The organism is Thiobacillus sp., assembly GCF_030696885.1.
GTDB lineage: Bacteria > Pseudomonadota > Gammaproteobacteria > Burkholderiales > Thiobacillaceae > Thiobacillus.
In genome coordinates this window covers 333,141-353,781 of record NZ_JAUYRI010000017.1, presented here as the reverse complement: position 1 = coordinate 353,781, position 20,641 = coordinate 333,141, and the positions used below count along the sequence as shown (strand labels likewise).

General features: G+C 64.9%; 22 protein-coding genes. 8 read left to right on the top strand and 14 right to left on the bottom strand.

Annotation, left to right across the window (positions count from 1 at the left end):
* Positions 1-19 precede the first annotated feature (19 nt).
* The 11 genes from Q8R61_RS09470 to Q8R61_RS09420 all read right to left on the bottom strand — a co-directional run bounded on the left by Q8R61_RS09470 (position 20) and on the right by Q8R61_RS09420 (position 12,766).
* The gene (locus Q8R61_RS09470) at positions 20-1,147 is read right to left on the bottom strand and encodes a TIGR03088 family PEP-CTERM/XrtA system glycosyltransferase (protein WP_305536562.1); all 1,128 of its coding nucleotides are present in this window, start codon (positions 1,145-1,147) and stop codon (positions 20-22) included.
* Positions 1,144-2,682: an exosortase A gene (gene xrtA / locus Q8R61_RS09465; RefSeq protein WP_305536560.1), complete on the bottom strand. Its 1,539-nt coding sequence runs from the start codon at positions 2,680-2,682 to the stop codon at positions 1,144-1,146. Before xrtA ends, Q8R61_RS09470 begins: the two co-directional genes overlap by 4 nt.
* Complete coding sequence (locus tag Q8R61_RS09460; RefSeq protein WP_305536558.1) at positions 2,679-3,902, bottom strand: TIGR03087 family PEP-CTERM/XrtA system glycosyltransferase; 1,224 nt, start codon at positions 3,900-3,902, stop codon at positions 2,679-2,681. The genes xrtA and Q8R61_RS09460 overlap by 4 nt, the downstream gene beginning before the upstream one ends.
* A 3-nt stretch (positions 3,903-3,905) precedes the next feature.
* On the bottom strand, positions 3,906-4,973 hold the full coding sequence (locus Q8R61_RS09455) for a FemAB family XrtA/PEP-CTERM system-associated protein (protein ID WP_305536556.1): 1,068 nt from the start codon (positions 4,971-4,973) through the stop codon (positions 3,906-3,908).
* A gap of 2 nt (positions 4,974-4,975) precedes the next feature.
* Positions 4,976-5,809 carry an XrtA system polysaccharide deacetylase gene (locus tag Q8R61_RS09450; protein WP_305536722.1) on the bottom strand — a complete coding sequence of 278 codons (834 nt, stop codon included), beginning with the start codon at positions 5,807-5,809 and terminating at the stop codon, positions 4,976-4,978.
* A 29-nt stretch (positions 5,810-5,838) separates the two neighbouring features.
* A complete protein-coding gene (wecB, locus tag Q8R61_RS09445) occupies positions 5,839-6,942 on the bottom strand; it encodes a non-hydrolyzing UDP-N-acetylglucosamine 2-epimerase (RefSeq protein WP_305536554.1) in 1,104 nt (367 codons plus the stop codon).
* Positions 6,943-6,945: 3 nt separating this feature from the next.
* Positions 6,946-7,977 (bottom strand): XrtA/PEP-CTERM system-associated ATPase, encoded by a 1,032-nt coding sequence (locus Q8R61_RS09440; protein WP_305536552.1) that lies wholly within the window; start codon positions 7,975-7,977, stop codon positions 6,946-6,948.
* A gap of 78 nt (positions 7,978-8,055) precedes the next feature.
* Positions 8,056-9,621 (bottom strand): TIGR03016 family PEP-CTERM system-associated outer membrane protein, encoded by a 1,566-nt coding sequence (locus Q8R61_RS09435; RefSeq protein ID WP_305536550.1) that lies wholly within the window; start codon positions 9,619-9,621, stop codon positions 8,056-8,058.
* On the bottom strand, positions 9,602-10,552 hold the full coding sequence (locus tag Q8R61_RS09430; RefSeq protein WP_305536548.1) for an XrtA-associated tyrosine autokinase: 951 nt from the start codon (positions 10,550-10,552) through the stop codon (positions 9,602-9,604). Before Q8R61_RS09430 ends, Q8R61_RS09435 begins: the two co-directional genes overlap by 20 nt.
* Before the next feature lie 8 nt (positions 10,553-10,560).
* On the bottom strand, positions 10,561-12,096 hold the full coding sequence (locus Q8R61_RS09425; protein ID WP_305536546.1) for an XrtA system polysaccharide chain length determinant: 1,536 nt from the start codon (positions 12,094-12,096) through the stop codon (positions 10,561-10,563).
* 46 nt (positions 12,097-12,142) lie between these two features.
* Positions 12,143-12,766, bottom strand: coding sequence for an XrtA/PEP-CTERM system exopolysaccharide export protein (locus Q8R61_RS09420; RefSeq protein WP_305536544.1), 624 nt, complete (start codon positions 12,764-12,766; stop codon positions 12,143-12,145).
* Between the two features lie 212 nt (positions 12,767-12,978).
* Between Q8R61_RS09420 and Q8R61_RS09415 the strand changes: the two genes are divergently transcribed.
* The 6 genes from Q8R61_RS09415 to Q8R61_RS09390 all read left to right on the top strand — a co-directional run bounded on the left by Q8R61_RS09415 (position 12,979) and on the right by Q8R61_RS09390 (position 17,018).
* Entirely contained in the window at positions 12,979-13,356 is a 378-nt protein-coding gene (locus Q8R61_RS09415; RefSeq protein WP_305536542.1) for a nucleotide pyrophosphohydrolase, read from the top strand.
* Positions 13,353-13,670: a ferredoxin gene (locus tag Q8R61_RS09410; RefSeq protein WP_305536541.1), complete on the top strand. Its 318-nt coding sequence runs from the start codon at positions 13,353-13,355 to the stop codon at positions 13,668-13,670. The genes Q8R61_RS09415 and Q8R61_RS09410 overlap by 4 nt, the downstream gene beginning before the upstream one ends.
* Before the next feature lie 10 nt (positions 13,671-13,680).
* Positions 13,681-14,283 carry an alpha/beta hydrolase gene (locus tag Q8R61_RS09405; protein ID WP_305536539.1) on the top strand — a complete coding sequence of 201 codons (603 nt, stop codon included), beginning with the start codon at positions 13,681-13,683 and terminating at the stop codon, positions 14,281-14,283.
* The gene (locus tag Q8R61_RS09400; protein ID WP_305536537.1) at positions 14,277-15,182 is read left to right on the top strand and encodes an ATP-binding cassette domain-containing protein; all 906 of its coding nucleotides are present in this window, start codon (positions 14,277-14,279) and stop codon (positions 15,180-15,182) included. Before Q8R61_RS09405 ends, Q8R61_RS09400 begins: the two co-directional genes overlap by 7 nt.
* A complete protein-coding gene (locus tag Q8R61_RS09395; protein WP_305536535.1) occupies positions 15,175-15,960 on the top strand; it encodes an ABC transporter permease in 786 nt (261 codons plus the stop codon). Before Q8R61_RS09400 ends, Q8R61_RS09395 begins: the two co-directional genes overlap by 8 nt.
* Before the next feature lie 155 nt (positions 15,961-16,115).
* A complete protein-coding gene (locus tag Q8R61_RS09390; protein WP_305536533.1) occupies positions 16,116-17,018 on the top strand; it encodes a PEP-CTERM sorting domain-containing protein in 903 nt (300 codons plus the stop codon).
* A 6-nt stretch (positions 17,019-17,024) separates the two neighbouring features.
* On the opposite strand, the gene lipA is transcribed toward Q8R61_RS09390, so the two are convergent.
* On the bottom strand, positions 17,025-17,957 hold the full coding sequence (gene lipA / locus Q8R61_RS09385) for a lipoyl synthase (protein ID WP_305536531.1): 933 nt from the start codon (positions 17,955-17,957) through the stop codon (positions 17,025-17,027).
* 39 nt (positions 17,958-17,996) lie between these two features.
* On the opposite strand from lipA, the gene Q8R61_RS09380 reads away from it, so the two are divergent.
* Both Q8R61_RS09380 and Q8R61_RS09375 read left to right on the top strand, forming a co-directional pair.
* Complete coding sequence (locus Q8R61_RS09380; RefSeq protein ID WP_305536529.1) at positions 17,997-18,557, top strand: hypothetical protein; 561 nt, start codon at positions 17,997-17,999, stop codon at positions 18,555-18,557.
* Complete coding sequence (locus Q8R61_RS09375; RefSeq protein ID WP_305536527.1) at positions 18,550-19,080, top strand: TlpA disulfide reductase family protein; 531 nt, start codon at positions 18,550-18,552, stop codon at positions 19,078-19,080. The genes Q8R61_RS09380 and Q8R61_RS09375 overlap by 8 nt, the downstream gene beginning before the upstream one ends.
* 101 nt (positions 19,081-19,181) lie before the next feature.
* On the opposite strand, the gene Q8R61_RS09370 is transcribed toward Q8R61_RS09375, so the two are convergent.
* Both Q8R61_RS09370 and Q8R61_RS09365 read right to left on the bottom strand, forming a co-directional pair.
* Positions 19,182-19,490 (bottom strand): non-heme iron oxygenase ferredoxin subunit, encoded by a 309-nt coding sequence (locus Q8R61_RS09370; RefSeq protein ID WP_305536525.1) that lies wholly within the window; start codon positions 19,488-19,490, stop codon positions 19,182-19,184.
* Positions 19,490-20,605, bottom strand: a complete 1,116-nt coding sequence (locus Q8R61_RS09365) for an anthranilate phosphoribosyltransferase (RefSeq protein WP_305536523.1) — start codon at positions 20,603-20,605, stop codon at positions 19,490-19,492. The genes Q8R61_RS09370 and Q8R61_RS09365 overlap by 1 nt, the downstream gene beginning before the upstream one ends.
* Between the last annotated feature and the right edge of the window lie 36 nt (positions 20,606-20,641).

Here is a 20,641-nt window from a genome sequence, read left to right as displayed (position 1 = left end):
CGGGCAACCTGGCGGCGCCTCAGCGCCAGCGCTCCAGCGTCAGGTCGTACACCGTGGCATAGGCCTCGGCCATGGCCGGGATGCTGAAGCGCTGCTCGGCCCACTGGCGCGCATTCGCCCCGTGCTCGGCGATACGCGCCGGCGCATCCAGATAACCCAGCAAGGCCTGTGCCATGCCGGCCACGTCGCCCGGCGTCACCAGCATGCCGTTGACGCCGTCCTCCACCAGTTCGACGTTGCCGCCCACTGCGGTGGCAATCACCGGCAGGCCGCTGGCCAGCGCTTCCAGAATGGTATTGGAAATGCCCTCGTTTCTGGAGGGCAGTACGAAGACGTCGAGCGCCTGCATGATATCCGGGATGTCGTGGCGTTCGCCCGGCAGCCAGGCCAGGTGCGCCAGCCCCGCGCCCTGCAGCAGCGCCAGACAGGTGTCGCGTGCGGGGCCGTCGCCGACGATGGCGAGCCGGGCGCGCTCGGCCCGCTCGGGCTGCTGGCGGATGAGCTGGATGAAGGCGGCGGTGAGCGTGGGGTAGTCCTTGACCTCGACCATGCGCCCGACCGACCCGAACACGATGCTGTCGGGGTGCGCAAAGTCGGGGCGTGGTCCGGTGCGCGGATGGAACTTGACGCTGTCGACGCCGTTGTAGATCTGGTGGAGCTTGCGCGGCGGCACATGGATCACCAGGCGCAGCCAGGTTTCGAGGTCGCGGCTCACGCTGATGTAGTTCGACACGAACGGCCGCGCGGCGCGGCGCAGCAGGTTGTATTTCCAGTTGCGGCCGTAGAGGTCGAACACGTCGCGGCCGTGCTCGCCGTGGACGGTGTCGCGTATGCCGGCGGCGGCAGCAACGAACTGCGCCTCCAGCGCGGCGAGGTTGCGAGTGTGCACCAGATCGGGCTTGAGCCGGCGCAGCAGCTTCCACAGGCGCACCGCCCAGCCGAGGCCGTGTCCCGGCGCGCGCTGCAGCGCATGGAAATCGACCCGTTGCGCGGTGATGCGGTGACGGAAATCGCTAAAGTCCGTCAGCGCCACCACGGTATGCCGGTAACGCTCCGGCGGCAGGGTATTGAACAAGTTGACCATGCCGTTTTCCATGCCGCCGGTATCAAAACGGTGCACGACATGCACAATGTGTGCAGCAGTCACGGTCCATCCACCCGATCGAGCGCGCCCGCAATCGCGGGTTCCATGTCGGCGGCAAAGCGCGCCAATGCTGCGGCTGCAGCCTCGAGTTCGGTTTCTTCGTAGGGGGTGGCAATCAGCACCGAGAGGCCATCGTCGCGCTTCAATTGCACGCGATCGACCGCGAGGATCAGCTTGGCGACCGGGTCGTTGACGGTGGCACGCGGGCCAATCAGGTTCCACTGCCACACCAGCAGGCGCTGGCCGTTGCTGCCGCGCATTATGGCCTGCCGTACCTGTCGCGTGAGGCCGCCGATTTCAACGGTGGCGATGTGCTCGCCGACGTTCGACCAGTCGGGGTCCTTCTGCCGGATCAAGAAGTTCTGCGAATTGACGAGCTCGGCGCCTTGCCGCTGGGTGGCGTAGTAATTCAGTTCCAGCATCACGACGCGGCCGGCCTGGCTATAGGTCTGGCGCAGCTGGCGGTCGGCACCGACCCAGTGTGGCACCCAGCCAGTGAAGGCATCGGCGGGCTGCCAGCCACCCTGCGCCTCGACCTGCAGCTCGGGCATCGCCGGCAACGGCCGCGCAGTGAGCCAGGCCGAATAAGCTGGCCACAGGCCGGCGACCACCAGCACACCGAGCGCCACCGGCAGCAGCGGCCGTGCGGGGCCCGCCGGCGCTGCGGTCCGCGGGGCGGCCACGGGTTCGGGCTGGTCGTCCTCGCGCCAGAAGCTGCCGATCCAGAACAGCAGCAGCATGACCAGGCCGAAGAAGGCCCAGCCGTAAATGTAGTGATCGACGCCGAGCGCGAGCTTCATGTCGGACAGGTGGGCGATCATCACGATCATGTAAGCGCGTCCGCTGTTGGCGAAGATCGGCACGATGATGGCGGCGATCGAAAACAGCAGGCGGCGCTTCCACGAGCGGTAGGTCAGGTAGGCATACAGCACACCGAGGGTGACCGAGGCGATCAGGTAGCGCAGTCCGGAGCAACCCTCGACCACTGACCAGTCGCCGCTGGGGATGCTGAAGAAGAGACCCTCGCGGTAGACCGGGATGCCGGTGAACTGCAGCATCGTCACGGTGAAGTCGGCGGTCACCCGCATCAGCGGCTGGATCAGGAATTCGCCCACCGGCACCGCGAAGAACAGGAACATCAGCGGAAAAAATGCCGCCCAGACAAAGGCTCGGCCGAGCAGCGTCCACACCGCCGCGATCAGCATGACAATGAAGGCGTATTGCGCGACAACGTTGACGCTGCCGGCGTCGGCCAGCAGCCAGCCGGCGCCGGCGGCCGCCAGCAGGATCAGGCCGGCGAGGTCGGGGCGCGGCGCGATGCGCGCCAGTTCATGACGCTGGCGCCAGATCAGCCAGGCGCTGATGGGGAAGATCAGGTAGCCGTGGGTGAAGGTTTCCGAACGCTCCCAGATTTCGACCATCGAAAAAAAAGTCGGCCAGAACAGGGCGAACAAGGCCAGCAGCAATCCGGCCGTCAGCAGGCCCGGCACACGCCACGAGGGGTGGAGCGGCGTCGGCGTATCGGACAGGGTGCTCATGCGGGACAGGTCTCCAGGACGGGTTGGACGGCGGATGCCGCGTCGAACAGGGAATCGATTGCAGCCAGATTGCGAGCCCAGTCGTAATTCGCCAGGATGCAGTCGCGCGCCGGGGCGGCGCTGACCGGGACCTGCAGGCAGTTCACCACCGCGCGGGCGAAATCGGCTTCGCCCTGCGCCAGCAGATAGTCACGTCCGGCCTCGGCGCGGATGCCTTCGGCGGCTTGCGCGCTGGCGACAACCGGGCGCGCCATCGCCATCGCTTCGAGCACCTTGTTCTGCACCCCGCGCGCAATGCGCAGCGGCGCCACGGCACAGACGGCGTGGGCGATCCAGGGTCGAACGTCGGGCACGCCGCCAGTGACGACGACGCCGGGCTGGCGCGCCAGCGCGCTCACCGCCTCGCCGGGACGGCTGCCGACGATGGTGAACTGCGCCGCCGGCACCGCTTCGCGTATGGCCGGGAAAATGCGCTCGGCAAACCAGGTGACCGCGTCGATATTGGGCCAGTAGTCCATGGCGCCGGTGAACACCACGCCGCGGACATCCTCCGCATACGGGCTCGGATAATCGCGCGCCGGCGAGAAATAGTCGGCGTCGACGCCGTTTTCGAACGCGCTGATCTTGTGGCGCGCCTGCGGTGCGCGCTGCTGCAGCAGCGCCGCCTCGTCGTTCGACACCAGCAGAGTGGCGTCGAGATCCTGCGCCATCCGGGCTTCCCACGCGGCCAGCTTGCGGCCTTCGCGCGCATACACCCACGACAGTGGCCAGCGCTGGGTCGGCGCGTACTGCATCCATTTGTCGGAATCGACGTCGACCATGTCGAGCACGCGACGGTCGAGCGTGGCCGGCATGAACTGCGCCATCGCCGAGGAAAAAGCCAGTCCGCGCGTCACCGTGCCGGCGGCGGCCAGCCCAGCGGCCCAGCGCGCGAGTTCGCGGTTGCGGTAATACGGCAGCGTCAGCGCCTCGCCGGTCAAGAGGCCCACAAGACTCGCCAGCCGGGCGCGGCGCGGATGCAGCGGCAGCAGCGTGATCGACTTGCACCAGGGTTTCAGCGCGTCGCGGAACTGCCAGTCGTCAGTATCGTCGACGAAGGCGCCCAGGTGGATGTCATAACGCGCGGCGAGGTGCCGCAGCAGGTGAAATGAGCGAATCTTGTCGCCCTTATTGGGCGGAAACGGGATGCGGTGCGCGAGAAACAGCAGGCCTTCTTTCACGCCTTACCCCAGGTTCTTCACGATATGCGGCCCGATGACATTGGCGATCGCCAGCGGCATTTTCTTCCAGGCCTGAATGAACAGACGGTATTTGGGGTTGAGCGGATTGATGTCGGGCACCTCGCTGTCCGCCACCAGAAAATATTCGTAATACAGCGGCGTCGGCTCGAAGCCCCAGTTTTTCTTGAAATCGAACGAGCCGGTGCCGCGCTTGCTGCGGCCGAAGTCGAACACCTTGAGGCCACGCTCGCAGGCGCGCCGCATCAGGTCCCAGTACATGAAGTCGTTGCCGGCCACCGCGCGCGCGGCATCAACGCCGCCGCCGTAATACGGCAGCACTTCCTCGCGGAAATAGAAGGACATCACACTGGCGATCACCTTGCCGTCGAGCGTGATGGTCAGCACTTCGCAATCGTCGCCGAATTCATCCTTCAGCAGGCGGAAGAATTTGCGCGAGAACACCGGCGTGCCGAGCCGGTGCACGCTCGCCGAATAGGCCGCGAAGAAACGTGTGGTGTCGGCATCGATCTCGCCGGTGAGGCCGGCCTTGATGCCCTTGCGCACCATCGCGCGCTGCTTGCGCGGGATGGCATTCATGTTGGCTTCGACCTCGGGTTCGATGGCCTTCCTGAACGTGACGTAGAGGTCCTTGGTCGGCCAGTGCGCGTTTTGTGCGATCTGGTTGCGGTATTCGAGCGCGCCGACGCCCAGTTGGGTGGCGAGCGCCTGCGCCGCCGCGTCGAGCGCGCGATACGCGGCGTCGTGGTCGGCCAGAATGCCGCCGTAGGCGCAGAACGGCAGCGAACCCAGACTGTGGCCGAACAGGCGGCTTTTGATTTCGGCCAGCGGCAGCACGCCCACCACGTCGCCGCCGCGCTCGGCCAGCAGAAAATGCGTGCGGTGGCCGAACGCATCCTCGATCACCCGCTTCCAGCCGGCGCGGTGAAAGAAGCTGGCGTCCGGGTGCGCATTCACATAGACATCCCAGCGCGCGAGATCGGCTGCATCAAGAAGGCGGACCGTGACTTCAGCCGCGACGGCATCGGGCACGGCAAGAGATTCGGCCTGCATGTTCAATGTTCGGGAAGGAATACGCGGTCGACACGATCCCATTCAAAATCGTTCAGCAATTGCCGCATTCTGCCGGGCATGCGTTGCAGATTGACGTAATGGCGGAAGCGCGTCCTGGCGGAAATGCCGTGCTGGCGAGGCTGCTCCGCATCGAGCTCCCAGGGGTGGAAGTAGAACATGCACGGCGCCTGATCCTGCGCGTTGACACGCCGCAGCATCCAGCGCGACATCTGGTAGGGCAGCAGACGGAACCAGCCACCGCCCGCCGCAGGCAGATTACGGCCGAACAGCGGCAGCGTGGTCGGCGGCAGTTCAAGAATGCCGGCCTCGCCATTGGGGCGATGCGGGAAGCGCGGCGCGTCGGGCATGCCGTAGTGGTCGTGCTTGACCGGATAGATGCTGGAGCTGTACACGTAGCCCGCATTCTGCAGTTCTTCGACCGCCCACCAGTTGTCGCGGTTGATGGAGAAGCTCGGTGCGCGATAACCACGCACCGCGACGCCGCCAAGGTCTTCGAGCAGGGTCTTGGCACGGGTGATGTCGTCACGGAATTCGGCCGGCGTGAGGTCGCTCGCGCGCTGGTGGCCGTAGCCGTGGCTGGCAAGCTCATGGCCGTTGTCGACGATGCGGCGCACCACCTGCGGATAGCGCTCGGCGATCCAACCCAGCGTGAAGAACGTGGCCTTGGCATCGGCCTCGTCGAGCAGGTCCAGGATCACCTCGACGTTGCGCTCGACCCGGCACGGCAGGCTGTCCCAGTCCTCGCGCCGGATGTGCGGGGCAAACGCCGAGACCTGGAAGTAGTCCTCGACGTCGATCGACATCGCATTCTTCATCCGCGGCTTTTTCAGTGGGGCGTTTTCCATCACGCGGCACGCCTCCCCTTGTGTCCAGGCAACCAGCCCTTCAGCGTGTGCGCAATGCGCATGGCCGCGCGACCATCCCAGAATTCTGGAATACGCCCGGCCTTGCCGCCGCCCGCTATCACTTCGTTGAACGCCGCCCGGATGGCATCGGGGTCGGGGCCGACCAGGGTGTTGGTGCCTTCGGCGATGGTAATCGGACGTTCGGTGTTTTCGCGCAGCGTCAGGCAGGGCACGCCAAGCGCGGTGGTCTCTTCCTGGATGCCGCCCGAATCGGTGAGCACCAGCCTGGCGTCGCGCATCAGGCCGAGCATTTCCAGATAGCCGACCGGCGGCAGGATGTGCAGGCCGTCGAGCTTGGCGGTGAAGCCGAATTTTTCGATATTGCCGCGCGTGCGCGGATGCAACGGCATCGCCACCGGCAGGCGACGGTTGATTTCTGCGACCACGTCGAGCAACGCGGCCAGCGTCTCGCGGTCGTCGACGTTGGACGGCCGGTGCAGCGTCAGCACCGCGTACTGCGGCAGCGCGACGCCGAGGGTACGGCTCGCCGGCACCGCGCGCTCGAGGTTGCGGTACAGGGTGTCGATCATCACGTTGCCGACGAACTCGACACGCGCGGGATCGATGCCTTCGCGCACCAGGTTGGCGAGTGCGCTCTTTTCGGTGATGAACAGCAGATCGGAAATCTGGTCGGTCAGCACGCGGTTGATTTCCTCCGGCATGCCGCGGTCGTAGCTGCGCAACCCGGCTTCGACATGAATCACGCGCACGCCGCGCTTGGCCGCCACCAGTGCGCAGGCAATGGTGGAGTTGACGTCACCCACCACCAGCACGGCCTGCGGCTGCGCGCTTTCGAGCACCGGCTCGAAGCGCTTCATCACCTCGGCAGTCTGCACCGCATGGCTGCCGGAACCGACTTCAAGATGGTGGTCCGGCGGCGGGATGCCCAGGTCGGCAAAGAAGCTGTCGCTCATCGCTGCGTCGTAATGCTGGCCGGTATGCAGCAGCTGTGCAGCAATGCCGGTCTCGGCGAAGGCCGCCATCACCGGCGCGATTTTCATGAAATTGGGGCGGGCACCCGCCACGCACAGAACCTGGGTCATGACCTAGCGCGCTGCGTCCTGATTTTCCGGCGGCACGCCCTCGTCCGCGGACTGGCGCTCGCTGACCGTATACAGAATCTTGCGCACGATGGGCAGGATGCGGTTGACCGAGCGCTCCAGCTGATCGATGCGCTGCACCACGCGGATGCTGTCCTCGCTGTTCAGCGCGCCGCCTTCCGATGAACCGTTGGCGAGGCCCGCGGTAACGTGAAACTCCTGATGCGCCACCTCGTTCTTCAGGTCGGCGATCACCTCCTCGACTTCCGCCTCGCCGAAATGCGTCTTCTCCTCGAGAAAACCAAACAGCAGCAGGCGGTCGCAGGTGGTGTTGAGGCGACGCGGAATGCCGCCGGTAAAGCGATGCAGCGCATCGAACGCGGCCTCGTCAAAACCGGGCATGCCCTGCCAGCCAACGGTGCGCAGGCGGTGTTCGATGTAGCCGCGCGTCTCGTCCGCATCAAGCGGCCCCAGGTGATACGAAGCCACCACGCGCTGGCGCAGCTGCTGCATGTCGGGGCTTTGCAGGATGCCGCGGAATTCCGGCTGGCCGAGCAGAAAGGTCTGGATCAGCGAGCGCTCGTTATTCTGGTAGTTGGACAGCATGCGCAGCTCCTCGACCGCGCGCGACGTCAGGTTCTGCGCCTCGTCGACCACCAGCAGCACGCGCTTGCCCTGGCGGGTGGCGGCAATCAGGAACTCTTCCAGATTTTTCAGCAGCGCCGACTTGGTGAGGCCCTCGTGCTCCAGCCCGAACGACGCGGCCACGCTGCGCAGCGTGTCCTCGGCGTCGAGTTGGGTGGAGACCAGCTGCGCGGCGAGCAGGTTGTGCGACTCGAGCTGGCGGAACAGGTTGCGCACCAGCGTGGTCTTGCCCGCACCGACTTCGCCGGTGATGACAATAAAACCTTCGCCGAGCGACAGCCCGTAATCCAGATACGCCATCGCCCGCTTGTGGCCCTTGGAGCCGAAGAAAAATCGCGGGTCGGGGTTAAGCTGAAAAGGCTTGGCGCTAAAGCGGTAATAGTCTTCGTACATGAACGATCCGTTGTCTGAAGGGGCGTTGCGCGTGCACGCGAGATACGTAGCAACGGCTGTGCCATGCCGGGAAAACGATCAGAAGCCCATGTTGACCGTCGCCGTGATGCTGTTGACGTCGTAGTCCGAATTGGGCGCGTTCGAATCCCGTTGGGTGTGGCGTAATGTCAGCGCACCGTTGAGCTTATCGGCAAAGCGGTGGTGGAGACCGAGGCTCAGGGTGAACTGGTCCTCCTCACGCGCCACGCCGCCCTGTGTGAGCTGGCTATCAGTGCTGGTGCGCGTAAGGGACAGGCCGCCGCTGGCCGTGGTCTGGGGCGTCATGCGGTAGCTGACCGAACCCGTGATCCCCTGGATATGGTCCTCTGCGTCACTGAGCACCTGATAGAGTCGCCGGGTGTCCTGCGCCGACAGCCCAAATGCCAGGCGGCCGATGTCCCATGACACGCCTGCGGTCAGGCTCTTGATGATGTAAACGCCATTGGCGCTTGCGATGTTCAGCAAGCCTGCTGCAACCAGATCGGCAGTCGAGACGCCGTAGCTGGCGAAATAAAGTGCCATCTGGCCGGCTGTGTACGGACCGTCACAGCCGCCCGGGTTGGCCTGGGCTTCTTGGAGCGTTCCGTTGCACACCCAGAAAATACGGCTGGCTTGCTCCAGGAACTGCTGCGTGATATCGCTGACGTCTTCGTAATAGCGCACCGTCCAGCGCGTCATGCGGGTGCGATGGCTGCCGGACACGCTGAAGGTGTCGCCGAAATAACGTTTGCCCGCGGAAGCCTCGACGCTGGTTCGGCGCGTGGGCGACCAGCCGAAGCCCGCACTGTAGAACGAACCATCGGTTTCGGTCGTGCTCAGGTAGTCGTTCCAGTCCTGACCGACCGTGCCAAACACCCGAAACTGGCGCGTCAGCGCATAGCCGACGGTTGCGCTGGCGCTCTCGAAGGTGGTGTCCGAATTGGCCGCCGTGGTGGAGGCATTGCGGTTTTCCGCCTTGCGGATGGAGTAATTGAGCGCCCAGCTTAGGTCGTTGAACCGGGTACCGCTGCTCAGCCCGGCCGCGAGCGAATTGACGCTGGAATCGGCGGAGGTGTTGTTCTCGAAAATCGCGCCGCTGGCGGTGTAGCGCACCAGCGCGTTGGCAAAAGTGCCTAAACGCTGCTGGATGTAGGGGCTGATCGAATACGTACCGACGGTGGAACGGTTGCTGTCGTTGGTCTCGGCGTCGGCAGTCGGGCCGAGCAGTGAAATCAGTTCCTGCGAAATGTTGGCGCTGCCGTCGATGAACAGGAAATCCTCGACCAGTTCGGCGTTACCCACGGCACTGAGACGATGGTAGAGATCGTTGCTGCTGTCCTCGCCAAAACGCGAGACGGCGGTCAAGCCATATTGCAGGCTGGCCTGCACCCGACGCGAGCCCTCTGAACGCAGGCCGAAGCCCGGCGTTACGGTCAGGATCAGCGCATCTTCCGGATTGGTGGCGCTGCTGTTTGCATTGTCGGTGTAGGTGGCTGACGCTGCGACATTGGGCTCAAAGCGCCAGTCGAGCGCCTGCGCGGCCGGCGCAAACGCCAGCACCAGGAAAGGAAGCGCATGCGCCGTGCGGACGCCGCGCGGGCGATGCTTATTTGCCGTAACTGCCATAGTAGCCATAGTAATAATCTGCGCCCGGGGTTGGCGTGGTCTTGTTCAGCAGCATGCCCACCACCTCGCAGGACTGGATGTGGCTGAGCGCTTCGCGCACGGCATCCTGCGAGGTCTTTTCGGCTTCCACCACCATGACGATCTGCCCCATGTGGGTGGCCAGCACGCTCGATTCGCTGGTCGCCAGGAGCGGCGGGGAATCGAACAGGATGATGCGGTCCGGGTAGCGGTTGCCGATGTCCTCGACCAGACGCGTCATCGCGGCGCTCGCCAGCAGCTCGGTGGCACGCTTGTAGGTGCGGCCGGCGGGCAGCACGGTCAGCTTGGCGATATCGGTGCGGATCAGCACGTCGGACAGCTTGAGATCCTTGTCCTGCAGCACGTCGAGCAGGCCCTTGTCGGCATGGATGCCCAGGTATTCTGGCACGCGCGGCTTGGCGACGTCGGCGTCGATCAACAGGACGGTGCGGTCCATTTCCATCGCCATCGAAATGGCAAGGTTGATCGCACAGAAGCTCTTGCCTTCGCCCGGCAGTGAGCTGGTGACCATGATGAGGTTGCCGTTCTTCACCCGCGCGGTGCCCTGACCGAAGGCATTGGCGATCAGCGGGCGCTTGATGATACGGAATTCCTCGGCGATCTGGCTCTTCTCGGCGTCCGGCGACACCACGCCCATACGATGCAGACGCGCCAGGTTGATCGACTGGATCTGGCTATTGCCGTCCAGCACACCCTCGGCATCCTGTGGGCTGAACATCGGCTCGACCGGGGTGGCGACAAAAGGCGCGGCGTGGCCGGTATGGCGCTGTTTGTTGAGCGCGTTCTCGATCAGGCTGGCATCGTCGCGGCCGCTTTGGTTGTCGCGAGGCGCGCCCGGCGAGGCCGGCGACCCGGAGCCGATCTTGCCTGCTGCTTTTTCAATAATGCTCATGCTTCCTCCTAGCCTGCGCGCGAAACGACCATTTGCAGGATCATCACCGCGCCGTAGGCGGCAATCAGGCTGCCCAGCGTGGCCAGATAGGTCAACAGCCCCTTGCGCTTGCGCCGACGGGTTTCGTCAGTCTCAACCCGCGACACGGCGCCCAGCAGCGGCAGGCCGGTCAGTTCGCGCAGCACGCGGCGATCGGTGACGGTACGCCGCAGCTGGCTCAGCAGGAAGGCGACAGCGATGCCGGCGGCCAGCCCCCCCAATGCCACCAGCGACAGCAGCAGCGGACGGTTGGGGAACGCCGGCTCGCTCGGCACGAAGGGCGGATCGATCACGCGGAAGTCGACGGTGTCGGTCTTGCTTTCCACCTCGCCGGACATGGTGACCGACTCGCGCCGTTTCAGCAGGGCGTCGTAGTTCTGACGATAGACCTCGTAGTCGCGCATCAGCTGGGTGTATTCCTGCTCCACCTGGGGAATCATGTTGGACGCAGCGCGCAGTTCGCCAAAACGGCGCTGATACTCGGCCACCCGCGCGCCCAGCGAGGACACGGTGGCATCCGCCTCGGCAATGGCGATGGTGAGCTGCTGATAGACCGGATTCTGGATTTTAGAGCCGGCCGGATCGGCCTTGCTCTCGGCGAGATCGACCTTCTTCTGCGCCTCCAGCTTTTCGATCAGGCGTTTGGTCGACTGGATATCGGGGTGCCTGTCGGTGTATTGCAGGCGCAGCTGGTCCATCTGCTTTTCCAGCGCCTGGATGCGGCCGTCGATTTCGCTGTGGGTCGATACCGCTGCCGCAGCGGCATTGAGCTCGGGCTCCTCGTCGGCCAGCTGGCGCTTGAGCTGGTTGCGGCGGTTGACCGCTTCCTGCTGGTCGAGCTGGGCCTGGCGTAGCTGTGCTGTCGTCTCGGCCAGCTTGGCGTAATAGTCGCCGCCCTGCCCCGGCATCATGCCAATGTGCTTGCGCTTGAATTCGGTCAGCGCATTTTCGCCATCCACCAGTTTTTGCTGGTACTGCTGCAGCTGCTCCTCGATGAAGCGCGCCGAACTGGAAATGTCCTGGCGCGTCTTGCCCAGGCTGGTCTCGACAAAAATGGTCAGCAGCGACTGCACGACCTTCTTCGCCAGATCGGGGTTGGCGTCCTGGTAGCTGATGGTATAGAGGTTTTCGCGGCCGGCGTCGGCGATGGAGATCTTGCCGGCCAGACCGTTCAGCATGGCCTCGGTCTGCTCAGGCGTTTTGGCCTTGACGTCGAGATCGGTCATGCGCGCCACTTTTTCCAGCGTAGGCCGGCTGACCAGCTGTCGCGTCATCAGCTTGATCTGCTGGTCGACGTTGGGTGCGACCGTCAGGCCCGTCAGCAAGGGCTTCAGCAGGCTTTGCGTATCCACATAGACGCGCGCCGACGCCTCATAGCGATCGGGAATCGTCATCACCCAGGTCCAGCCGACGATGCAGACCAGCCAGGCCACGACCACGCCCCACCAGCGGCGTCGCCAGGAGGCCTTGGCATACCCCAGAAGTTGTTGAAGTACTTGATCCATGCGGACGGTCCATCAAAAAGCGCCGCGTTCCGCGGCGCACATACAGTTAGAACAGGCTTTCGGGTACCACCAGCACATCGCCCGGGCGCATGTCGACGTTGGCCGAGGTGTCGCCACCTCGCAACAGGTCTTCCAGGCGGACGCCGAGACGTTCCTGCTTGCCGTCGACGGTGCGCAGGATGTAGGCCTTGTTGCCGGCCGCGAAATCGGTGAGGCCGCCGACCGCAATCATCAGGTCGATCAGGCTCATTTTTTCGCGATAGTTCAGCGCCTGCGGCTTGGCCGCTTCGCCCACGACCCGGATCTGCTGGTCGAACGGACCGATACCGCCGGCGACGATGACGGTGACGATGGGTTCCTGAATGTATTTGGAGAGCGCTTTCTCGATGTCGCGCGCCAGCTGGGAGGGGGTCTTGCCGGATGCCTGCAGGTCTTCGACCAGATTCATGGTCATCTTGCCGTCGGGACGCACCGGGAAACTGCCCGATACTTCGGGATTGCGCCACACGAACACCTGGACCGAGTCGCCCGGGCCGACCAGATAGTTCCAGTCATAACTGCCCGTCTGCGCGGGCGCGGGTGGATACGTCGGCGTACCGGAACAGCCGGCCATTGCAGCCACGGCCAATACCAGACCGACGCGCGCGAGTTGTTTCTGGATCGTAAACATGTCCACCCTCCCTTAATATGCAGTTAATCCGTCCGCATTATGCCAGAGCGAATCGGAAACTGGCGCCAACAGACAAGCCTATAAGCAATCCCCGGACCAGGCGCTACGCGGCGATGCAGCCCCGGGCCGGCGTGAATGGAACCGGTCCGGCCAGGGCCCAAGCGTTGGCCGTCCGTCATGCCTGTCGTAAGCCCGCCGCCCGGCGCGGTATCATGCGCCCCATGAACCCGCACGCAATCGACAGTCTCGACACCCTGCGCCAGCATATTCGGGCATTCGCCGAAGCGCGCGCCTGGGAACGCTATCACACGCCGAAGAATCTGGTGATGGCGCTCTCGGTGGAGGCGGCAGAATTGCTGGAGCCCTTCCAATGGCTGACCCCTGAGCAGAGCCAGCAGTTGAGCGCCGAGCAGCACGAGGCAGTGCGCCAGGAAATCGCCGACGTGCTGATCTACCTGACCCGGCTGGCCGACCTGCTGGACATCGACCTGCTAGAAGCCGCCGCCGACAAGCTGGCGATCAATGCGCGCAAATACCCTGTCGACAAGGCACGCGGCAACGCCCTCAAATACACGGACCTTTCGCAATGACCGACCCCTATTACAAGCACCACGTCTTTTTCTGCACCAACCAGCGCGAGGATGGCGCCAAGTGCTGCGGCGCCTCGGGCGGCCAGCAGATGCGCGACTACCTGAAGAAGAAAGCCAAGACCGCCCACCTCAACGGCGAGGGAAAATGCCGCATCAACAGCGCCGGCTGCATGGACCGCTGCGACGAGGGCCCGCTGCTGGTGGTCTACCCCGAAGGCGTCTGGTACACCTATGTGGACGAGTCCGACATCGACGAGATTTTCGAATCCCACCTTAAAAAGGGGCAGATCGTCGAACGCCTTCAACTGAAGTGAAGCGGGCACAATGAAACGCTTCAAGCTGCGCATCCCGGTTTCCGTCGGCAAGCTGGAAACCGTGATCGACGACCCCGAGACCGAACGCCGCGGCCTGCTGCTGGTTGCCCACCCGCATCCGCTGCACGGCGGCAGCCTCGACAACAAGGTGGTAACTACACTGGCCAAGGCCGCCAACGAGGCCGGCTGGGTGAGTGTGCGGCCGAATTTTCGCGGCGTCGGCATGAGCGACGGCGCATTCGATGCCGGGGTGGGCGAGACCGACGACCTGCTCGCGGTTGCCCGTTTCGTCGAGGCGAGCTACCCCGGCCTGCCATGGGCGCTGGCCGGCTTTTCCTTCGGTGCCTTCGTGCAGCACCGTCTGCGGCAGGAGCTTCATGCCAAGCGCCTGATCCTGGTTGCGCCGGCCGTCACGATGTACGAATTCGACCCGGTGCCCGAGGACACGGTGGTGATCTACGGCGATGCCGACGAGCTGATTCCGCCCGCCGCGATCCGCCTGTGGGCCGAGCAGCAGCAACTGGCGGTGAAGGAAATTCCCGATGCCGGGCACTTTTTCCACGGCAAGCTGAAAGAGCTCAGGCAAGCCTTCCTGGAGGCCTGCCCGTGCTGAAGGTGCACGGTCTCATCAAGAAATACGGCGACACCGAAGTGGTGCGCGGCATCGACCTGCATGTGCGGCGCGGCGAATGTTTCGGCCTCCTGGGACCCAACGGTGCCGGCAAGACCACCACCTTGAGACTGCTGCTGGGGCTGATCGAGCCCGACGCCGGCACGATCGAGCTGGCCGGCATCGCAGTGCCGCAGCATGCGCGCGAGGCCCGGATGAAAGTCGGCGTGGTGCCGCAGATGGACAACCTCGACCCGGATTTTTCAGTGCGCGAGAACCTGCTCGCCTACGGCCGCTATTTCGGCATGGACAAGGCGGCAGTCGCCGCGCGCGTGCCCGCGCTGCTGGAATTCGCCGGGCTCGCCAGCAAGGCCGACGCGCAGATCGCACAGTTGTCGGGCGGCATGAAACGGCGGCTGACGCTGGCGCGCGCGCTGGTGCACGATCCCGACATCCTGTTTCTCGACGAACCCACCACCGGTCTCGACCCGCAAGCGCGCCACCTGATCTGGCAGGGCCTCAGGCGCTTGATCAATGCCGGCAAGACCATCGTGCTGACCACGCATTTCATGGATGAGGCCGAGCGACTGGTCGACCGGCTGGCCATTCTTGACCATGGCCGCGTGATGACCGAAGGCGCGCCGCGCGCGCTGATCGAATCGCACATTGAGCCGGCGGTGGTCGAAGTCTACGGCGAGGGGCTGGAGGACTGGACGCGCCTGCACGCCAGCCAGGTCTGCCAGCGCTTCGAGTCGGTCGGCGAGACGCTGTTCTGCTACACCGACGACGCCGATCGCGTGATCGACGCGCTGAAGCAGGCCCCCGCGCTGCGCTACGTGCACCGACCCTCCAGCCTCGAGGACGTGTTCCTCAAGCTCACCGGGAGGGATCTGCGTGATTAGGCATCTGCGTTTACCCCAGCTGTCCTGGCGTTTCATCCCGGTGTGGCAGCGCAACTACTTGGTGTGGAAGAAGCTCGCGATTCCGTCCATCCTCGGCAACCTGGCCGACCCGATGCTGTACATGCTGGGCCTGGGCTACGGCCTCGGCAGCCTCCTGCCCGATGTCGGCGGCATGCCCTATCTCACCTTCCTCGCCGCCGGCACTGTGGCCTACAGCACGATGAACGCAGCCACTTTCGAGGTGCTGTACTCGAGTTTTTCGCGCATGCACGTGCAGCGCACCTGGGATGCCATTCTCAACGCGCCGATGACGCTCGACGACGTGATGCTGGGCGAACTGACCTGGGCGGTGGCAAAGAGCCTGCTTTCGGGCGTGGCGATCTTGGCGGTGATCTGGGGGCTGGGGCTGTACGGAAACTTCTGGATGACGCTGTGGATCATCCCGGTGGTGGCGCTGGTCGGCTTCTGCTTTGGTGGCCTGGGGCTGGTGATGAACGCGGTGTCGCCCAGCTACGATTTCTTCCTCTATTACTTCACGCTGGTGATCACGCCGATGGTGCTCTTGTGCGGCGTGTTCTTCCCGGTGTCGCAGCTGCCGCTGCCGGTGCAGGCCGTGTCGGCCTGGCTGCCGCTCACCCACGCCATCGACCTGGCGCGCCCGCTGGTGGTCGGCAGCGTGCCCGACAACATCGCGCTGCATGTCGCCGGCCTGCTGATCTATGGCAGTGCGGGTTATGTCATCGCGCTGGCGCTGACGCGCAAGCGGCTGCTCAAATAAACCGGCGTTGAAGTGTCGCCGAAGGCGTCGGCCGCTGGACGCAGCGCACACCACAAATTGGGCGGCATGCAAGGCGGGGCGCGGCCTCCGTCTGCACAGCGGGGTGGAACGGGAATTGCGGCATTGCCTGCATTCCCCGCATCCGGACCGCTGCCATGCCACGCACCTCCTCCGCTTCACGCGCACGCCGCATCCGTCGCATCGGCCTGCTGGGCCTGCTGCTCACCACGCTGCTCACGCCTGCCGGCATCATCATCAGCACGGTCACCGCGGCTGCCCTGATCGGCGGCGCGTTCCACCTGAGCCGCGCCGAACCCGAGACCACCGTTACGCCTGTGTATCCCGTTACGGTTAAAACCGGCAACCCGCAACACCTCAACATCGGGCGCGATGGAAAAACCGTCGCGCTGGTCATCGCCGAGGAAACGCCCGGACAGGGCAGCGGCGCCGGCAGCTTCGATCCGGCCAATCCTCTGTTCGCCGGCCTTGCCGGAAATGGTCCGACCCAGCCCGGCACGCCCGCAGGCATGCCCTCCGGCAGATCGCCCGGCAAGTCCATGCCGGCCGGCGGCTTCGGTCCCGGCAGCGGCAGCCCGGCGAATCCGCCGTCCCTTGGTGGCCCGCCTGGCGACGGAGCGCCTAGCGGCTTGCCGCCGGGGGCCAAGCCTCCCGCGACCCCGTCGGTTCCGCCCGTCGCCGGCGGGCCTCACCCGCCCACGGGCAAGGACGACCCCGACGAAACATCCAACGAGGAAGGCGCACCGGATAAGCCGGATGAAACGCACTTTTTGCCGCCGCCCGAAATAAATTCCCAGCCGAATCCGGGCAATCAGCCGCCAGGAAACGGCCCGACGCAGGACACACTGCCCGGGCCCGATACGCTGCCCGGCCTACCGATCCCGCCGCTGGCCGACACGCAGACACAGCCGCCCGGCAAGGAGCTGGCGACGCAACCGAACGCCGTGCCGGAGCCGTCGATGCTGGGATTGATGCTACTGGGCGTGGCCGCGTTGGTGTGGAGCGGACGCCGCCGGCCGGATTTGCTCAGCCCGGCCTGAAGACTGTCAGGCTTCGACGCCCGCCGCCTGCTGGTCGGCGTGGTAGCTCGAGCGCACCATCGGCCCGCAGGCTGCGTGCTTGAACCCCATCGCCAGCGCTTCCTGCTCGAACTGCGCAAAACGTTCGGGGGTGACGAAGCGCAGCACCGGCAGGTGGTGCTGCGAGGGTTGCAGATACTGGCCGAGCGTCAGCATGTCGACGTCGTGCGCGCGCAAATCGCGCATCACCTGCAGGATTTCGTCGTCTTCCTCGCCCAGGCCCAACATCAGGCCGGACTTGGTCGGGATGTCGGGATGGCGCGCCTTGAAGTCCTTCAGCAGCTTCAGCGAATGCGCGTAGTCGGCGCCGGGACGCGCCGCCTTGTACAAGCGCGGCACGGTTTCCAGGTTGTGGTTCATTACATCGGGCGGCGCGGTGTCGAGTTTATCCAGCGCCTTGTCGAGGCGGCCGCGAAAGTCCGGGGTGAGGATTTCGATCCGGGTCGCGGGCGATTTTTCGCGTACCGCCGCGATGCACTGCGCGAAATGGTCAGCGCCGCCGTCGCGCAGGTCGTCGCGGTCGACACTGGTGATCACCACGTACTTCAGCGCCATCAGTGCGATCGTCTCGGCCAGGTGGCGCGGCTCGTCGACGTCCGGCGGCAACGGCGTGCCGTGGCCGACGTCGCAGAACGGGCAGCGCCGCGTGCACAGGTCGCCCAGGATCATGAAGGTGGCGGTGCCGTGGCCGAAGCATTCGCCGAGGTTGGGGCACGAGGCTTCCTCGCACACAGTGTGCAGCTTCGCTTCGCGCAGGATGCCTTTCAGCCGCGCGACGTTCGGCACGTTGGGCGATTTGGCGCGAATCCACGACGGCAGGCGCATGCGCGGCTGCGGCACGATCTTGATCGGGATGCGCGCAGTTTTCGCGGCGCCTTTGTGCTGAACGGGGTCTGCCATAATCATGCTCGGAACAACATTGAAAACGAATTTTAGCCTATGCGACGGATCACCCTGACCCTGCTGGCGGCATGGCCGCTGGCCGCCCTGTCCAGCGCTCCCAGCATCGACGCGGAAACCGGCCTCGCCACCTGGGAGACCCAAACCCAGGGCATCGAGGTGCGGCTGACCCAGATCAGCCCGGACCAGATCCGCGGCTTCTATCTGGCGCGCGGCTTTTCGCCCGAAGCGACGGAACGCTTCGCGCGCGAATGCGTCTTCATGACCGTGGTACGCAACGTCGGCGACGTCACGTTGCTGCATCGCCTGGCCAACTGGCGCTACGTGACGGTTGGCGAGCCGCCGCGCACGCTGCGCGGCAAGGCGGCGTGGGCCTACCAGTGGAAGCGCATGGGCGTGCCCGAATCCGCGCGCATCGCCTTCGAATGGGCGCAGCTGCCGACGGCGCAGACCTACGCGCCGGGCGACTGGAACCAGGGCATGACGAGCTACAGCGTGCCGCGCGGCGAAACCTTCGACCTGCATTTCGTCTGGCAGGCGGGTGGCAGGACTTTTTCCGGAAAACTCGAACAGGTGAGATGTGCCGATGACAATGCGTAAACCCCTCCTGGCCCTGATGCTCGCGGCCTGTTGTTCCCTGGGCACTGCCCATGCGGCCGATCTGCCGCCGCTCGCGCACAAGCTGACGATGCAGGCGCCAAAGCCCGCACCCGCCTTGAAGCTGAAGGACATCGAGGGCAAGTCCCACGACCTCGCAAAGCTCAAGGGCAAGGTCGTGCTGATCAACTTCTGGGCGACCTGGTGTCCGCCATGCCGCCGCGAAATGCCGTCGATGGAACGTCTGTCGCAGCGATTCAAGGGCCAGCCCTTCGTCGTGCTCGCGGTCGACGTCGGCGAAGACGTAGACACCATCGAGACCTTCACCAGCCAGCTCGACACCACGCTGACCTTCCCCATCCTGCTCGACACCCGCAGCCACGCCATGCGGGCATGGCGGGTGGCCGGCCTGCCAACGACCTTCCTGGTCGACAAACAGGGACGCATCGTCGCCAGCGCCATCGGCGGGCGCGAGTTCGATCATCCGGAGATTGTGAAGACGGTGGGAGACCTGGTGAGGAAATAGGATCTAGGATCTAGGGGATGAGCGGCCACAGGCCGCGCCTTCATGAATTGATGGAACGCGGCGCAGCCGCTCAAGGCACCCTAATCCCTAAATCCTAGCCCCTAGACCTTCACCCACACCTGCCCATCCTCGACCTTCACCGGATAGGTCCGGATCGGTTCGTCGGCGGGGTCGCAGGTCGGCTGGCCGGTGACGAGGTCGAAGTAGCTGCCGTGCAGCGAGCACTTGATCTTGCCGTCCTTGATGCAGCCGAGATACAGCGAATAGTCTTCGTGGCTACACATTTCGTCGACGACGTAGTGGGTGCCGCTCGAATTGCACAGCAGCAGCTTCCTGCCGTCGACGACGACGCGCTTCATCTGCGCCGGCTTGAGTTCGTCGGCGGCGGCGATGGCGATGTATTCGCTCATCACTGCACCCTTGCGACGGCCTTGCCGGAATCGAGCACGGCGCGGATTTGCGCAGCGGCGTCGGCGACGCTCGCGGCACGGCCGACGTGGTGCAGGATGATCGAGCCGGCCAGCACCAGCGAATCATAGGTGGCGCCCTTGTCGCCTTTGAGTGCCAGGATGCCGGCTTCTGCCGCGGCGTGCGCGGTGGCCTTGATGTCGATGGCGGCGACGATTTCGTCGGCGCCTTCCTCGGTCGCCACGCTACCCGGAAGCGGCACCGCGCGCACCGGCTGGTCGATGCCCAGGGCCACCGGATCGATGTTGGCTTCGACTTCGTTGCCGCGGTCGTGATAATGGAAGTACTTGCCGGTCTGGCGCAGCGAGGGGATCACGCCGCCCTCGACGCCGCGCACGATGCAGGCGGTGTCGAAGCCCGCCACGCGGGCAAGTTCAGCATAGATCGGCGGATACGGCTTGTGCACATAGCCGGTGACGAAGTGAGTCAGTTTCTTGCCGGCGATGGGCTTGGACAGCACTTCCACCGTGGTCAGCACCTGGCGTTTGATCATCTGCGTGCGTAGCGGGATCAGGTTGTGCATGCCGGGGTTGGAGTTCGCCTGGTCGACGTAGGTCCAGCCGATCGCCGGGTCGGCGAGGCGCGCGGCGGCCTCTGTGGGACTCAGGTTGACCGGGACGCCGGCGGCTTGCAGCACGTGGCGCACGGTGACGCCGTATTTGGGGCCGACCTTGTCGAGACCGTGGCTCACCACGTGCACCCCGAGTTCCGCCAGTAGCGGGCCGAGAAAGGGCGCGGCCGGCAGGCAGCGCGTGTAGCCATCGTAGGGATCGCCGATGTCGACCACTTCGTCGACGTCGGCGGTGACACGCCGGGTGGTTTCCAGCACCGCGTCGAGCACCCCGCGGTTTTCATCCATCGTCTCGCGCTTCATCCGCAACGCAATGAAGTAGATGCCCACCTGCACCGGGTCGATCAGGTTATCGATAATGGCCTTGGTGCCCAGGTGCGCCTCGGTGCGGCTGATGTCCTTGGACAGATCGGGCCCGGTGGCGATGCGCTGGATGATCGAGCGCATCAGGAGTTTGGGATCGGACGGCAGGGTGTCGGTGCTCATGGTTTACTCCATTAGAAGTCCGAAGAATACTAATAC

Bases quoted from the DNA above. Each gene is read 5' to 3' on its own strand.
- xrtA (WP_305536560.1), bottom strand. From the start codon at position 2,682: ATGAGCACCCTGTCCGATACGCCGACGCCGCTCCACCCCTCGTGGCGT.
- Q8R61_RS09455 (WP_305536556.1), bottom strand. From the start codon at position 4,973: ATGCAGGCCGAATCTCTTGCCGTGCCCGATGCCGTCGCGGCTGAAGTC.
- Q8R61_RS09450 (WP_305536722.1), bottom strand. From the start codon at position 5,809: ATGAAGAATGCGATGTCGATCGACGTCGAGGACTACTTCCAGGTCTCG.
- wecB (WP_305536554.1), bottom strand. From the start codon at position 6,942: ATGACCCAGGTTCTGTGCGTGGCGGGTGCCCGCCCCAATTTCATGAAA.
- Q8R61_RS09440 (WP_305536552.1), bottom strand. From the start codon at position 7,977: ATGTACGAAGACTATTACCGCTTTAGCGCCAAGCCTTTTCAGCTTAAC.
- Q8R61_RS09435 (WP_305536550.1), bottom strand. From the start codon at position 9,621: ATGGCAGTTACGGCAAATAAGCATCGCCCGCGCGGCGTCCGCACGGCG.
- Q8R61_RS09430 (WP_305536548.1), bottom strand. From the start codon at position 10,552: ATGAGCATTATTGAAAAAGCAGCAGGCAAGATCGGCTCCGGGTCGCCG.
- Q8R61_RS09425 (WP_305536546.1), bottom strand. From the start codon at position 12,096: ATGGATCAAGTACTTCAACAACTTCTGGGGTATGCCAAGGCCTCCTGG.
- Q8R61_RS09420 (WP_305536544.1), bottom strand. From the start codon at position 12,766: ATGTTTACGATCCAGAAACAACTCGCGCGCGTCGGTCTGGTATTGGCC.
- Q8R61_RS09415 (WP_305536542.1), top strand. From the start codon at position 12,979: ATGCGCCCCATGAACCCGCACGCAATCGACAGTCTCGACACCCTGCGC.
- Q8R61_RS09410 (WP_305536541.1), top strand. From the start codon at position 13,353: ATGACCGACCCCTATTACAAGCACCACGTCTTTTTCTGCACCAACCAG.
- Q8R61_RS09405 (WP_305536539.1), top strand. From the start codon at position 13,681: ATGAAACGCTTCAAGCTGCGCATCCCGGTTTCCGTCGGCAAGCTGGAA.
- Q8R61_RS09390 (WP_305536533.1), top strand. From the start codon at position 16,116: ATGCCACGCACCTCCTCCGCTTCACGCGCACGCCGCATCCGTCGCATC.
- lipA (WP_305536531.1), bottom strand. From the start codon at position 17,957: ATGGCAGACCCCGTTCAGCACAAAGGCGCCGCGAAAACTGCGCGCATC.
- Q8R61_RS09380 (WP_305536529.1), top strand. From the start codon at position 17,997: ATGCGACGGATCACCCTGACCCTGCTGGCGGCATGGCCGCTGGCCGCC.
- Q8R61_RS09375 (WP_305536527.1), top strand. From the start codon at position 18,550: ATGCGTAAACCCCTCCTGGCCCTGATGCTCGCGGCCTGTTGTTCCCTG.
- Q8R61_RS09370 (WP_305536525.1), bottom strand. From the start codon at position 19,490: ATGAGCGAATACATCGCCATCGCCGCCGCCGACGAACTCAAGCCGGCG.
- Q8R61_RS09365 (WP_305536523.1), bottom strand. From the start codon at position 20,605: ATGAGCACCGACACCCTGCCGTCCGATCCCAAACTCCTGATGCGCTCG.